General features: G+C 71.6%; 12 protein-coding genes. 2 read left to right on the top strand and 10 right to left on the bottom strand.

What is annotated here, in order from left to right:
* Positions 1 to 7 precede the first annotated feature (7 nt).
* The 6 genes from EDF31_RS11375 to aceE all read right to left on the bottom strand — a co-directional run bounded on the left by EDF31_RS11375 (position 8) and on the right by aceE (position 7721).
* Positions 8 to 1252 carry a beta-ketoacyl-[acyl-carrier-protein] synthase family protein gene (locus EDF31_RS11375; RefSeq protein ID WP_123292578.1) on the bottom strand — a complete coding sequence of 415 codons (1245 nt, stop codon included), beginning with the start codon at positions 1250 to 1252 and terminating at the stop codon, positions 8 to 10.
* 83 nt (positions 1253 to 1335) lie between these two features.
* On the bottom strand, positions 1336 to 1584 hold the full coding sequence (locus EDF31_RS11370; RefSeq protein ID WP_017886710.1) for an acyl carrier protein: 249 nt from the start codon (positions 1582 to 1584) through the stop codon (positions 1336 to 1338).
* A gap of 119 nt (positions 1585 to 1703) precedes the next feature.
* On the bottom strand, positions 1704 to 2708 hold the full coding sequence (locus EDF31_RS11365) for a beta-ketoacyl-ACP synthase III (protein WP_131846206.1): 1005 nt from the start codon (positions 2706 to 2708) through the stop codon (positions 1704 to 1706).
* Positions 2705 to 3646, bottom strand: a complete 942-nt coding sequence (locus EDF31_RS11360; protein ID WP_131846205.1) for an ACP S-malonyltransferase — start codon at positions 3644 to 3646, stop codon at positions 2705 to 2707. The genes EDF31_RS11365 and EDF31_RS11360 overlap by 4 nt, the downstream gene beginning before the upstream one ends.
* Before the next feature lie 78 nt (positions 3647 to 3724).
* A complete protein-coding gene (locus EDF31_RS11355; protein WP_111085717.1) occupies positions 3725 to 4939 on the bottom strand; it encodes a helix-turn-helix domain-containing protein in 1215 nt (404 codons plus the stop codon).
* 37 nt (positions 4940 to 4976) lie between these two features.
* The gene (gene aceE, locus EDF31_RS11350; protein WP_123292581.1) at positions 4977 to 7721 is read right to left on the bottom strand and encodes a pyruvate dehydrogenase (acetyl-transferring), homodimeric type; all 2745 of its coding nucleotides are present in this window, start codon (positions 7719 to 7721) and stop codon (positions 4977 to 4979) included.
* A 240-nt stretch (positions 7722 to 7961) separates the two neighbouring features.
* Here aceE and EDF31_RS11345 point away from each other — a divergent pair, with 240 nt between their 5' ends.
* Positions 7962 to 8450 (top strand): peroxiredoxin, encoded by a 489-nt coding sequence (locus EDF31_RS11345; RefSeq protein ID WP_111085695.1) that lies wholly within the window; start codon positions 7962 to 7964, stop codon positions 8448 to 8450.
* Between the two features lie 53 nt (positions 8451 to 8503).
* Entirely contained in the window at positions 8504 to 9430 is a 927-nt protein-coding gene (locus EDF31_RS11340; protein ID WP_165901399.1) for an alpha/beta hydrolase, read from the top strand.
* 172 nt (positions 9431 to 9602) lie between these two features.
* Here the strand turns inward: EDF31_RS11340 and EDF31_RS11335 are convergent, their stop codons facing one another.
* Genes EDF31_RS11335 through EDF31_RS11320 form a run of 4 tightly spaced genes read right to left on the bottom strand, consistent with a single transcriptional unit; the run spans position 9603 to position 13637 of the window.
* Positions 9603 to 11189: an alpha/beta fold hydrolase gene (locus EDF31_RS11335; RefSeq protein WP_131846203.1), complete on the bottom strand. Its 1587-nt coding sequence runs from the start codon at positions 11187 to 11189 to the stop codon at positions 9603 to 9605.
* Positions 11186 to 12154 carry an amino acid--[acyl-carrier-protein] ligase gene (locus EDF31_RS11330; protein ID WP_131846202.1) on the bottom strand — a complete coding sequence of 323 codons (969 nt, stop codon included), beginning with the start codon at positions 12152 to 12154 and terminating at the stop codon, positions 11186 to 11188. Before EDF31_RS11330 ends, EDF31_RS11335 begins: the two co-directional genes overlap by 4 nt.
* Positions 12151 to 13326, bottom strand: a complete 1176-nt coding sequence (locus EDF31_RS11325; protein ID WP_207896194.1) for an acyl-CoA dehydrogenase family protein — start codon at positions 13324 to 13326, stop codon at positions 12151 to 12153. Before EDF31_RS11325 ends, EDF31_RS11330 begins: the two co-directional genes overlap by 4 nt.
* On the bottom strand, positions 13323 to 13637 hold the full coding sequence (locus tag EDF31_RS11320) for an acyl carrier protein (RefSeq protein WP_131846201.1): 315 nt from the start codon (positions 13635 to 13637) through the stop codon (positions 13323 to 13325). Before EDF31_RS11320 ends, EDF31_RS11325 begins: the two co-directional genes overlap by 4 nt.
* Positions 13638 to 13709 lie beyond the last annotated feature (72 nt).

Here is a 13709-nt window from a genome sequence, read left to right as displayed (position 1 = left end):
TGACGGATCAGACGCTGCGGAACGCGACCACGGCGTTGTGGCCGCCGAAGCCGAACGAGTTGCTCACCGCGAGGAGGTCGCCGTCGGGCAACGCACGCGGCTCGCGCGCGACGTCCATGACGATCTCCGGGTCCTGGTCGTTGAGGTTGATCGTCGGCGGTGCGACGCGGTTGTGCAGCGCGAGGACCGTGAACGCGGCCTCGATCGCGCCGGCACCACCGAGCAGGTGCCCCGTCGACGCCTTGGTCGCCGACACGACGATGTCGTCGAGGTGGTCGCCGAAGACGCGACGCATGGCGTGGTACTCAGCGACGTCGCCCACCGGGGTCGAGGTGGCGTGCGCGTTGACGTGCACGACGTCCTCGCGGCTGGCACCGGCGTGGTCGAGGGCCTGCAGGACCGCGCGGGCCGCCGCGCTGCCCTCGGGGTCCGGTGCCGTGATGTGGAACGCGTCCGAGGTGATGCCGGCGCCGGCGACCTCGGCGTAGATGGTCGCACCGCGGGCCTCTGCGTGCTCCTTCGACTCGAGGATGAGCGCCGCGGCGCCGTCACCGAGGACGAAACCGTCACGGGTGACGTCGTACGGACGCGACGCGGTCTCGGGGGAGTCGTTGCGGCGCGACAGGGCCTGCATCGCCGCGAACGCCGCCAGGGGCAGCGGGTGCAGTGCGGCCTCGGCGCCACCGGTGATGACGATGTCGGCGTCTCCGTCGGCGACGTGGCGGTACGCCTCGGCCAGGGACTCGGTCGACGAGGCACAGGCCGACAGGTAGGTGCGGGCGCCGCCACGGGCGCCGAACTCCATCTCGATGGCAGCGGCCGGACCGTTCGCCATGAGCATCGGGACCGTCATCGGCAGGACCCGACGCGGGCCCTTCTCGCGCAGGGTGTCCCAGGCGTCGAGCAGGGTGTTCACGCCACCGATGCCGGTCGCCCAGTCGACGATGAGGCGCTCGGGGACGACGGACTCGGCGTCGATGCCGGCGTCGGCCCACGCCTCACGCGCCGCGACGAGCGACAGCTGCGACGAGGGGTCCAGGCGCTTCGACTCGGGGCGGGTGAGCTGGTCGGTGAGGAACCGACGTGCCTGGCCGGCGAACTCCACGGGGAGTTCGAGCTCGGCGTAGCGCGGGTCCTCGATGCGGGTGATGCCGGACTTGCCGGCGAGCAGCGCGTCCCACGTTTCCGGGGCAGTCGCGGCGAGGGGTGAGATCGCACCGATCCCGGTGACGACGACGGTCTTCTTGGTCATGGAACGACGGTTCTTTCGTTGGGGAACAAGATGAGCGCCGCGGCCGACGGTGACCGCTGGCCGCGGCGCTCAGGAAGCTCGTGTCAGGCCTGGGCCTTGACGATGTAGTCGACCGCGTTGCCCACGGTCTTGAGGTTCTTGACCTCTTCGTCCGGGATCTTCACGTCGAACTTCTCCTCGGCGTTGACCACGATGGTCATCATCGAGATGGAGTCGATGTCGAGGTCGTCCGTGAAGGACTTGTCGGCGGCGACGGTGTCGGTGGCGATACCGGTCTCGTCGTTGATCAGCTCGGCCAGGCCGGCGAGGACTTCTTCGTTGGACAGGGCCATGAGTTTCTCCTTGAGGGGGTGTCGTTTGACCGTGGACCAGCCTAGGGCACGCAGCGTGCTCGCGCCCGGAGACTCGTCGGGGTGGTCGCTGGTCGCGCGGGATGCGCGGCCGGGTGGGATCAGGGCAGGACGACGACCTGGGCGCCGAACACGAGCCCGGCACCGAAGCCGATCTGCAGGGCGAGCCCGCCGGACAGCTCGGGGTGTTCCGCGAGCAGGCGGTGGGTGGCGAGCGGGATGCTCGCGGCGGAGGTGTTGCCGGTGGTGGTGATGTCACGGGCGATCGTGACCGACTCGGGCAGGCCGAGCTGCTTCGCGAACTCGTCGATGATGCGGATGTTCGCCTGGTGCGGCACGAACGCCGCGAGGTCCTCCGGTCGGACACCGGCGGTCTCGAGCGCTTCGCGGGCGACCTTCACCATCTCCCACACGGCCCAGCGGAAGACCGTCTGGCCCGCCTGGCGCATGGTCGGGCGGGGCGCGCCGGCTTCCCACTCGTTGTAGGTCGCCGTCATGCCGATGGCGTCCCACTTCGAGCCGTCCGAGCCCCAGATGGTCGGGGCGATGCCGGGGAAGTCGCTCGGACCGACGACGGCTGCGCCGGCACCGTCACCGAGCAGGAACGAGATCGAGCGGTCGGTCGGGTCGACGACGTCGCTGAGCTTCTCGGCACCGACGACCAGGACGTGGTCGGCGAGGCCGGACTTGATGAACGAGTCGGCCTGGGCGATGCCGTAGGCGTACCCGGCGCACGCGGCGCTGATGTCGTACGCGGCGGCGGGCGTCGCGCCGATCCGCTCGGCGAGCAGCGACGCCATCGACGGGGTCGCGACGGTGTGCGTCACGGTGCTGACCAGCACGACACCGATCTGGTCGGGGGACAGGCCGGCCTTCTCGATCGCCTCGCGCGCGGCGGTCTCGGCGAGGTCGACGGCCTCGACGTCCTTGCCGGCACGCTTGCGCGTGATGATCCCGGTGCGCTGGCGGATCCACTCGTCGGACGAGTCGATCGGGCCGACCAGGTTGTCGTTCGGCACGATGTTCTCGCCGCGGGCGGCGCCGAAGGCCAGGATGCGGGTGAACTCGTGGCCGCGGCGCTGGGAGAGTGCGGGACGTTCGGTCATGCGGTGGCGTCTGCTTCCTGGTCCGCGCGCTGCAGCAGGTCGATCGCTGCGGGCAGGTCCTCGGGGGTCTTGATGGCGACGGACGGCGTGCCGCGCAGGCCGCGCTTGGCGAGCCCGACCAGGGCGCCGGCCGGCGCGAGCTCGATGATGCCGGTGACACCGGCGGCCGCGAACGACTCCATCACGGCGTCCCAGTGCACGGGGCTCGCGATCTGCTGGACCATCAGGTCGACGAACCGGCGACCGTCGTCGACCCGTGAACCGTCGGCGTTGGTCCAGATCGGCAGGGTCGGGTCGTGCACCGTGGCGGCCGCGGCGACCGGGGCCACGCGCTCGACCGCTGGGGCCATGAAGTGGGTGTGGAACGCACCGGCGACAGCGAGCGGGATCACGCGGGCCTTGGCGGGCGGGTCCGCGACGAGCGCGGCGATGCCGGCGGCCGTGCCGGCGACGACGGTCTGGCCGCCGCCGTTGTGGTTCGCGGGGACGAGCCCGTGGGACTGCAGTGCTGCGGCGACCGCGTCGGCGTCGCCACCGAGCACGGCGGCCATCGAGGTCGCTTCGAGGGCAGCGGCGTCCGCCATGGCCCGGCCGCGCTCGGCGACGAGCGACACGGCGTCGGTCGGGTCGAGGACCCCGGCGACCGCGGCGGCGGTGAACTCGCCGACCGAGTGCCCGGCGACCCCGCCGACGAGCGCGCGGCGGCCGTCGGCCAGCAGCGCGTCGGCGGTCACGAGACCGGCGGCGACGATGAGGGGCTGCGCGAGTGCGGTGTCCTTGATGGTGTCGGCGTCCGACGTGGTGCCGTGTGCGGCGAGGTCCACCCCGATCGACTCGGACCACTGCCCGACACGTTCACGAACGGCGGCGTCCTCGAGCCAGGGGGCGAGGAAGCCGGGGGTCTGGGAGCCCTGTCCGGGCGCGACGACGACGATCACCGGACAATCCTGTCGCTCATGCACCGCGGGGCCCGTGTGGGCTTCCCACACGAAACCCCGCGTGACATTGTCGGTTCCCTACCGGCGAGGGGTGATGCGGCGACGACCCGTGGCCGATTCGGACATCGCGCCGAGGATCAGGGCCGACTGCACGATCAGGGCGTCCCGAGCGTGCGTGGCGTCCCACCCGATGATGTCCGCGACGCGGCGCAGGCGGTAGCGGACGGTGTTCGGGTGCACGAAGAGCTCGCGCGCCGTCGCCTCGAGCGACCGACCGGTGTCCAGGTAGCACCACAGGGTCTGCAGGAGCTCGGTGGACTGGTCCTTGAGCGGCACGTAGATGCGCTGCACCAGGGCGGACCGGGCGAGCGGGTCGCCGGCCAGGGCGCGTTCGGGCAGCAGGTCGTCGGCCAGCGCCGGACGGGGGACCCCGCGCCATGCCCGCGCGACGGCGAACCCGGCGAGGGCTGCCTTCGCGCTGGTCGAGGCGTCGACGACCCCGGGGACCTCGTTGCCGAGCACCAGGTGGCCCTCGCCGAACAGCGGTTCGAGGGCCTGCGCGATGGCGGTGAACGAGACCGGGTCCTCGCCCTCGGGCACGTCGTCCCGTGGGGTGGAGCGGCCGATCACCACGACGAGCCGCGACCCCTGGACCCCGACGAGCACGTCGGCGTCCATGTGGCGGGCGGTGCGGCGGACCTGGTCGACCTCGAGCTGCTTCGGTGCCGTGCCGACGAGCACCGCTACTTCGCCGTGCCCGTGCCACCCGAGGGCCGCGATGCGGGACGGCAGCTCGTCGTCGTACTCGCCCGACAGGATCGAGTCGACCACGAGCGCTTCGAGTCGGGCGTCCCACAGCCCGCGGGCCTCGGCCGCCCGGGCGTAGACGTCCGCGGCGGCGAAGGCGATGTCGCGGGAGTACTTCAGGATGGCTTCCTGCAGCATCTCGTCGTCGGCGGCGCGTTCCTCGACCACGGTCACGACCACGCGGATGAGCTGCAGGGTCTGCTGCAGGCTCACCGAGCGCAGCAGCTCACGCGGGGCTGAACCGAAGACGTCGGCCGCGGCGATCCACGGCGTCGACGCGGTGCCCTCGAGCCAGCTGATGAACGAGGTGATGCCCGCCTGGGCGACGAGGCCCACGGCGGAGCGGCGCCCCGGCGGCATCTCGCTGTACCAGGGGAGGGTGTCCTCGAGCCGCTTGATCGTGGCGGTGGAGAGTTCTCCGGACACCTGACGGAGCCAGGAGAGCGCCCGCTCGCGCGCGCTCTCCTGGCTCTGGGCCTTCGACAGGCCCTCGGTGTCCGGCTGGACGGGCGTCACCTGCTGATCAGCTCTCGCCGCCCGCGCTGCCCGTGGTGCCGGCGGTCACGTCGTGCAAGCGGTACTTGTCGATCGCCTGCTGGACGAGTGCGCCGTCGACCTTGCCCTGGCGGGCGAGCTGCTGCAGCGTCCGCACGACGACCGAGGGGCCGTCGATGTGGAAGAAGCGACGAGCGGCCGGACGGGTGTCCGAGAAGCCGAAGCCGTCGGCGCCGAGCGTGGCGTAGTCGGTCGGCACGAACGGGCGGATCTGCTCCTGCACCTGGTGCATGAAGTCGCTGACGGCGACGACCGGCCCCTCGGTGGCGAGCAGGCGCTCGGTGACGTACGGCGTGCGCGGCGACTCGTTCGGGTTGAGGAACGCGTGCTGCTCCGCGTCGAGACCGTCGCGGTACAGCTCACCCCAGCTCGTGACGCTCCAGACGTCGGCGGAGACGCCCCAGTCCTCGGCGAGGAGCTGCTGCGCCTCGAGGATCCACGGCACGGCCACACCGGAAGCGAGCAGCTGGGCCTTCGGGCCGTCGTGCTCGCTCGGCTTGAGCAGGTACATGCCCTTGACGATGCCGTCGACGTCGATGCCCTCGGGCTCGGCCGGCTGGACGATCGGCTCGTTGTAGACCGTCAGGTAGTACATGACGTTCGGGTCGCTGTGCTTCGGCGAGCCGTCCTCGTTGGTGCCGTACATCCGGTCGAGGCCGGCCTGCACGATGTGCCCGATCTCGTACCCGTACGCGGGGTCGTAGGACACCACGGCCGGGTTCGTCGTCGCGAGGAGCAGCGAGTGGCCGTCGGCGTGCTGCAGTCCCTCGCCCGTCAGCGTCGTGCGACCGGCGGTGGCGCCGATCATGAAGCCACGGGTCATCTGGTCGCCGGCGGCCCAGATGGCGTCACCCGTGCGCTGGAACCCGAACATCGAGTAGAAGACGTAGACCGGGATGAGCGGCTCGCCCTGCGTCGAGTACGAGGTGCCCACCGCGGTGAACGCCGCCATGGCCCCGGCCTCGTTGATGCCGACGTGGATGATCTGGCCCTGCGGGCTCTCCTTGTACGCCAGGAGCAGCTCGCGGTCGACCGAGGTGTAGTGCTGGCCGTTCGGGTTGTAGATCTTCGCCGTCGGGAAGTACGCGTCCATGCCGAACGTGCGCGCCTCGTCCGGGATGATCGGCACCACGCGGTTGCCGAAGTCGGGGGAGCGGAGCAGGTCCTTCAGCAGTCGGGCGAACGCCATGGTGGTGGCGATCTCCTGCTTGCCGGAGCCCTTCTTGACGACCTGGTACTTCGCGTCCTCGGGCAGGGTGATCGAGGTGTACTTGGTCCGACGCTCCGGCACGTAGCCGCCGAGCGCCTGACGACGCTCGTGCATGTACTGGATCGCTTCGTCGTCGTTGCCCGGGTGGTAGTACGGCGGCGTGTAGGGGTTCTCCTCCAGCTGCGCGTCGGAGATCGGGATGCGCATCTCGTCGCGGAACTGCTTGAGGTTGTCGAGCGTGAGCTTCTTCATCTGGTGGGTCGCGTTGCGGCCCTCGAAGCTCGGGCCGAGGCCGTAGCCCTTGACCGTCTTCGCCAGGATGACCGTCGGCTGGCCCTTGTGCTCGGTCGCGGCCTTGAACGCGGCGTAGACCTTGCGGTAGTCGTGGCCACCGCGCTTGAGGTTCCAGACCTGGTCGTCGCTGTAGCCCTCGATGAGCTCGAGCGCCTTCGGGTCGCGCCCGAAGAAGTTCTCGCGGACGTACGCGCCGTTCTCGGCCTTGTACGTCTGGTAGTCGCCGTCCGGCGTCTGGTTCATCAGGTTGAGCAGCGCGCCCTCGGTGTCGCGGGCGAGCAGGTCGTCCCACTCACGCCCCCAGACGACCTTGATGACGTTCCAGCCCGCACCGCGGAAGAACGCCTCGAGCTCCTGGATGATCTTGCCGTTGCCGCGCACCGGACCGTCGAGTCGCTGCAGGTTGCAGTTGATCACGAAGTTCAGGTTGTCGAGGCCGTCGTTCGCGGCGACCTGGAGCTGTCCGCGCGACTCGACCTCGTCCATCTCGCCGTCGCCGAGGAACGCCCAGACCTGCTGGTCGGAGGCGTCCTTGATGCCGCGGTTCGTGAGGTACTTGGCCTGCTGCGCCTGGTAGATCGCGTTGATCGGGCCGATGCCCATCGACACGGTCGGGAACTGCCAGAAGTGCGGCATGAGCCGGGGGTGCGGGTACGACGACAGCCCGCCACCGGCGTGGGACTTCTCCTGCCGGAACCCGTCGAGCTGGTCCTCGCCGAGACGTCCTTCCATGTAGGCGCGGGCGTACATGCCGGGAGAGGCGTGGCCCTGGAAGAACACCTGGTCGCCGCCGGACGCGTGGTCCTGCGCGCGGAAGAAGTGGTTGTAGCCGACCTCGTACAGCGCGGCGCTCGACGCGTACGTCGAGATGTGGCCGCCGACGCTGATGCCCGGACGCTGCGCGCGGTGCACCGTGATGGCCGCGTTCCAGCGGATCCACCGGCGGTACCGGCGCTCCAGTTCCTCGTCGCCGGGGAACTCGGGTTCGTTCTCCGGCGCGATGGTGTTCACGTAGTCCGTCGTCGGGACCATCGGCACACCGAGGTGCAGTTCCTTGGACCGCTTGAGCAGGCTCAGCATGATCTCGCGACCGCGCTGGTGTCCGTGGGTCTGGACCAATCCGTCGAGGGACTCACGCCATTCGGCGGTCTCCTGCGGGTCCTGGTCGTTCGCCCCGGTGCTGTACGGGTCCTGGTCGTTCACCGTCACCCTTGACCTCGTTCGTTCTCGTGGTGGTGGACATGGTGGCTCCGGTGGTCGGGTCACGACCGGATGGGGCCCCGTCCACTCTAGGCCCCAGCACCGACGGTGATGCTGATGGTGCGGTGCACGTGGCGGGTGCTTGCATTCGGGTGCGGTCGGCGTAGCATGGCCGATCGTGCACACGCGACCCGCGTGCGCACGGACCCGACGGGTACACCCCAACCCGAGGAAGAAGCACACGTCCCGATGGCTCTCGAGATCGGCTCTCTCGCGCCGGACTTCGAGCTCCCGAACCAGTTCGGTGAGCACGTCCGACTCAGCGACTTCCGCGGCAACCGCCCGGTCGCACTCGTCTTCTTCCCGCTCGCGTTCTCGTCGAACTGCACGAACGAGCTCTGCGCCCTGCAGGACAACGTCGCGATGTTCCAGGACCAGCGCGTCGAGCTGATCGGCATCTCGGTCGACTCCAAGGCGACGCTCCGCTCCTTCGCCGAGCTCAACGGCTACGACTTCGAGCTCCTCGCCGACTTCTGGCCGCACGGCGCGGTCTCGAAGGAGTACGGCGTCTTCCTCGAGCACAAGGGCTTCGCCACCCGCGCGACCTTCGTCATCGACGTGCAGGGCCGCATCAAGGCCTCGATCATCACCGAGCCCGGCCTGCAGCGCGACGTCGCCGAGTACAAGGCCGCGCTCGACCGCCTGGCCGCCTGCACCGCACCCGTCCCGGTCGGCTAGCGTTCCGAATCACTACTGCGACGCATCCGCGTCGACAGCGGACAGGAGGCCCGGTGCACGCCATCGACACGGACGCACGTGACCGTGTGGTCACCACCGAGGCCTACGCCCCCTATCCGGTGTCGCCCACGCCCGCCACGTGGCACCTCCGGCGCGCTGAGGTCCTGACGCCCGCCGGACCCGTCGTGGTGCACCACCGCCCGGGTCCCGATCCGCTCCTGCTGCTGCACGGCGTCGCGGGCTCCTGGTCGACCTGGACCCCGCTGCTGGCCGCGGCGCACGGCGTCGGTGACCGTGGCCTCGTGCTCGTCGACCTGCCGGGATGGGGATCGTCGCCGGCGCCGAGCAGTGCGTTCGACCTCGACGACGTGACCGTGTCGCTGGTCGCGGTGCTGGATGCACTCGGGATCACGACGGTGGACGTCGTCGGGCACTCGATGGGGGCCTTCGTCGGGATGCACCTGGCGGTCGTCGCACCCCGGCGCGTGCGCTCTGTCGCCCTGGTGTCCGGCACGACCGTCGCGACCGCGGACGCCGCACGGCACCCGCTCCGAGGGCTCCGGACGCAGCCGTCGTTCACCCTGCTGCGTGCTGGCCTGTCGATCACCGGCGAGGCCGCGCGGCCGATGCTCCGGGCGCTGTCCCGCGTCGGGCTGCTGCCCCTGCTCGCCGCACCCGTTTTCACGCACGTGCGACGCCTCGACCGCAGCGTGCTCGACGCCTTCGTCCGGGAACTCCGGCCGACCCGGTTCACCGACGCGGCGCGGACCGCTGCGGGCTACGACCTCGGCCGCTGGCGGGGGATCACCTGCCCGGTCACCGCGATCGCCGGGCGCGACGACGTGTTCGCGCGCGTCTCGGACCTCGAGGCCCTGCGGGAGCTCGTGCCGCAGGTCCGCACGGTGCTGCTCGACGACTGCGGGCACTTCGCGCACGTCGAGCACCCGGACGCCGTGGCGCGGGAGCTCGGTCTCGCCTGACCGCGTCCGGCGCCGATGCGCTCGATCCGGGCGTGCCCCGCGCGACAGAGCGGTTGTCGTACGACGTCGACCATGTCGTCCCCGCGTGGCCGCAACAATTGCGGTCGCGCGGCTACGACACCCTCGCTGTCGTACGACGTCGAGGGTGTCGTTCGGAGTCGGGACGCGAGGGTCAGGCGGGGACGGGGAACGTCGCCGCGACGCGCGCACGCACCTCGGCGCGCACGGTGCGACGCATCACGGGCGAGAACAGCGAGTGGTCGCCGTCCTCGACCCGCACGAGCGACACGGAACCGCGCCGACCGACACCGCCGTAGCGGCGCAGGGCCTTCTGTCCGCCGAGCCGGTCGAACAGCGCGGCGTCGTCCGGGGCGGCGATCACGACGACGTCGGTGCCGTGCTCCACGAGCGGTCGGACGTGCTCGACGACGCCGCCGACGCGGTCCCGCCGGGCGATCCACTCGCGCAGGGCCTTCGGCACGACGGCGTTGTACCGCTGGCGGACCCACAGACGACCGGCCGAGGGGGCGTCGATCGCCCGCACGGCGTCCTCGTAGCTGCCGGGGGCCGCAGGCTGCCGGCGGTAGTCGTTCGGGCTGATCTCGACGACCAGGCGCGGGGCCTCGTCGGCCGACCGACCGGCGAGCCACGCGCCGGCGCACATGCCGACGAGCACCAGGCGGTCCGAAGGGGTGCCGAGGTCGGCGACGACGGCGGACTGGTCCTCCACCCACTCCTGGGCGAAGAGGAAGCTGCGTTCGTCCTCGCGCACGCTGCTGCTCTCGCCGGTGGCACGACGGTCGACCCGGACGACGCGGGCGCCGTCACGGGCGAGCGCACGGGCGAGGTCGACCTGGTAGTCGGTGGCGCCGACCCGGTGTTCGGCGGCGCCGTTGTGCAGGACGACGAGCGGGGCGTCGTGGTGCTGGGCGGACGACACGGTCTCGACGGCGAACAACGCGTCGGGGCCGAGGTGGACGATGCGCTCCGACACGCGGCCGTCGACGTCCAGGACCTCGTCGAGCACGGGCGGCACCACCGGCGCCGCAGCGGTCGGCGCCCAGGCGTCGAGCCAGGCGACGGCTCGGTCGACCGCGGCTCCGGGGATCCGGGCGTGGATGCTGGTGCCGTCGAGCAACTCGGCGCTGCCCGGCACCTCGACGGTCTCGACGGGTCCGAGGGCCTTCGGCGCGCGGGTCTCGGGCCGCACCAGCGCCACGGTCGGACCGGTGCGCGGCGCGAAGGCGAGGGCGGAGAGCGCCGTCGCCTCGTCGGGTTCGACCTCGATGCCGATCAGGCTCTCGACGCCGTCCACGATCCGCTCGCTGCCGATCGTGATCGTCGCGAGGGCACGTTGCCGACGGAGCCAGCCCCGACCGGACGCCGGGGCGTCCCAGACGAGCAGGGCGTCGGTGTCCTCCGCGGCGGCCGCGGCGACGAGGGCTGCGGAGGCGAGCCCGACGAACGCCACGTGCTGCACTCCCGACGTGCGGAGCACGGCGGCCGCGTGGCGTGCGGACCGGACCTGCGCGTCGGGGTCGGTGTCGGGTGCGCCGTCACCACGTCCGGACGGGTCGTAGCGCACCGAGGCGATGCCACGGGCCTCCAGGCGGTCTGCGAGCAGGCGGAGCGTGCGGTACGCGATCACGCCTTCCTGTCCCAGTGGCGGGCAGATGACGACGCCGGCCCGCGCCGCGGGCGGCAGCTGCACGGCGGCGCGGACGGCCGGTGAACCGGACCATCCGTGCAGCGTCGTCACAGCTCGAGTGCCGCGCGGACCGACGCCGGCCAGGCGTCGACGTCCGTGCCGTGTGCGGCGAACAGGGCGATGGTGATGCGCTCCAGGCCGAAGGCGATGCAGGCGCTGTGGGCGACCTCGCCGTCGGCGGTGCGGAGGCCGAACGAGGTGCCGAAGTGGTCCTCGTGCAGGTTCGCCGAGCTGATCGCCGTGGTCGGGTGGTCGTCACCGTAGACCGGCGTGACGAACTCGAACTTGAGCGCCTGCTCGACCTGGTTGCGGGCGAGCATCTGCCCGACGCGGCCGAAGAACGGGTCGTTGGCGGGGACGACGTCGATCTCGAGCCCGAACGACTCGAGCAGCTCGCGCATCACCGGGATCCGGCCGTCGCGGTGCTGCTGGGCCGACGCCGGCGTGCCGATGTGCACGAACTCGTGCATGTGGAAGGCCTGCAGGCGCATCGGGTCGAGCGACGGCTCGCGGCGGAACGAGTCGCCGACGATGTCGAAGAAGCGGCCCTCCTGCGGGATCGTGTCGCCGACCAGGCCGTACACCGGGTGGCAGACCGCGGGGGTGAGCATGAGGTCGGCGGGCTCGAGGAAGCCCTCCCAGCGCTCACCGCGCTCGCGGGCGGCGAGCAGTGCCCGGTGCGTGCGGTCGTCGCCGGTGAAGCCGGAGATCGACGCGGCGAGGTCCGGGAACGACGCGATGTAGTCGGTGCGCTCGAACGCGGCGAGCGGCTCGACCGGCGGGAACCGCAGCACCTCGGCGTCGAGGTCCTGCTGGCTGCGCACGGCTGCGGCGTCGACGGCCGTGTACACGCGCTCGAACACGCCGGTGCGGCCGTACAGCCCGGGGGAGCCGAGGTCGATGAGCACGCGGTCGGCGAGCAGGCGGGCACGGAGTGCGGCGCGGGCAGCGTCGAGGTCCGGAGCGGTGGGGCTGGTCGTGCTGGTCGTGCTGGTGGTGGGGTCCGTGAGGGTCACAGGATCACTCCCGTCATGAGGGCCAGGTCGGCGTCGTTCTTGAGGAGACGGTCGTTGCTCACCATGACGGCGGCGCCGTGGGCGTCTCGGAGGTGTCGGGCGATGCTCATCGGGCCGGAGGCCGCGTAGCCCGCGATCCCGACGATCCGCATCGCCTTCGTGACGATGTCGGTGACGCGCTCGGACGCCCCGATCTTCAGGGCGTTCGCGGCGAGGGCGTAGGCGCTCGAGGCGAGCACCTCGGGGTCGTCGGCCGCGGCGTCGAACCGCTCGGCGGCGTGCCGGACGGAGTCGGCAAGGGCCTGCAGATCGACCAGGAGTTCGGCGAGCCGGAGTGCTCCGGGCGGGGTCGTCCCGATCGCGGCGCGGGCCTGCTTGCGGACGGCGGTCCGGGCGCGCTCGCTCGCCGAGGCGGCGATGCCGAGCCACACCGAGGCCCAGAGCACGTGCGAGACCGGCAGGACCGTCTGCGCCGAGATCGCGGCGTAGTCGTCGCGGAACACCCGGTCGACGGTGGTCTCGGTGTCGAGGATCCAGCCGTTGCTGCAGGTCCCGCGCAGCCCCATGGTGTCCCAGGTGGACGTCTGCGACAGCACCATCGAGTCGGTCCGGCAGATGAGCAGCCGCTGGTCGGAGGCCGGGGCGTCCGGGTCGCGGCGGGCGGTGACGAACACCGCGTCGGCCTCGGTGGCGTACGAGATCACCGGCGCGTCCTTGCGCAGGCGGATCCGGCCGTCGTCGGTGGCCTCGATCGAGCACGTGGAACGGCGGGCGTCGCCACCGACCCCGCGCTCCGTCGTGGCCGAGGCGACGAGTGCGCCGTCGCGGACCGCTGCGATGGTCTCGAGCACGCCGGCACCGTCGCCGCCGTGCCGCCAGAGCGCCATCACCTGGCCCTGGTGCATCGCGAAGACCATCCCGGTGGCGGCACAGGCACGCCCGAGCTCGGTGGCGATCGCGGAGAGCTCGGACACCGAGGCGCCCTGGCCCCCGTGCTCGGCGGGGACGGCAGCGGCGAGCAGACCGTACTCGCGCATCGCAGCGATGGCCTCGCGCGGCGGACGGGCGTCGCGGTCGACCTCGTCCGCGAACTGCGCGGCGACCGCGGCGACGTCGGCGGCACGCTCGGCGAACCGGTCGACGACCGCGGTCGCCGCCATGGTCAGGGTCACGAGGCGAGCTCCGCGGCGGCCACGATCGACTCGACGGTGGCGAAGGTGGACCGGTTCAGGACCGAGTCGGGGAACTCGACGTCGAGCTCGGACTCGACGGCGAGCATGACGTTCACCGTGGCGTGCGACGACAGCCCGAGCGCGTACAGGTCGGCGATCGAGGCGACGTCCTGTGCGTCCACGGTCAGGCGCCCGTGGTCGGCGAGGGCACGGCGGACGGCCTGCTCGATCGCCGGGTCGGCGAGCGTCGCGGTCGCGGTCGCGGTCGCCGTCGGTGCGGTCGTGCTGGAGTGCTGTGGTTCCTGGTCCATGACGGCAACGATAAGGAAGACCGGGCCTCGGGAAACCGCCGTGCGGGTGCGCGAAACCGCACGGCCTCCGAC

It is taken from the genome of Curtobacterium sp. PhB142 (assembly GCF_004341255.1).
Lineage (GTDB): Bacteria > Actinomycetota > Actinomycetes > Actinomycetales > Microbacteriaceae > Curtobacterium.
This window is presented reverse-complemented; position numbering and strand designations above follow the sequence as displayed.

Bases quoted from the DNA above. Each gene is read 5' to 3' on its own strand.
- EDF31_RS11345 (WP_111085695.1), top strand. From the start codon at position 7,962: ATGGCTCTCGAGATCGGCTCTCTCGCGCCGGACTTCGAGCTCCCGAAC.
- EDF31_RS11370 (WP_017886710.1), bottom strand. From the start codon at position 1,584: ATGGCCCTGTCCAACGAAGAAGTCCTCGCCGGCCTGGCCGAGCTGATC.
- EDF31_RS11365 (WP_131846206.1), bottom strand. From the start codon at position 2,708: ATGACCGAACGTCCCGCACTCTCCCAGCGCCGCGGCCACGAGTTCACC.
- EDF31_RS11375 (WP_123292578.1), bottom strand. From the start codon at position 1,252: ATGACCAAGAAGACCGTCGTCGTCACCGGGATCGGTGCGATCTCACCC.
- EDF31_RS11320 (WP_131846201.1), bottom strand. From the start codon at position 13,637: ATGGACCAGGAACCACAGCACTCCAGCACGACCGCACCGACGGCGACC.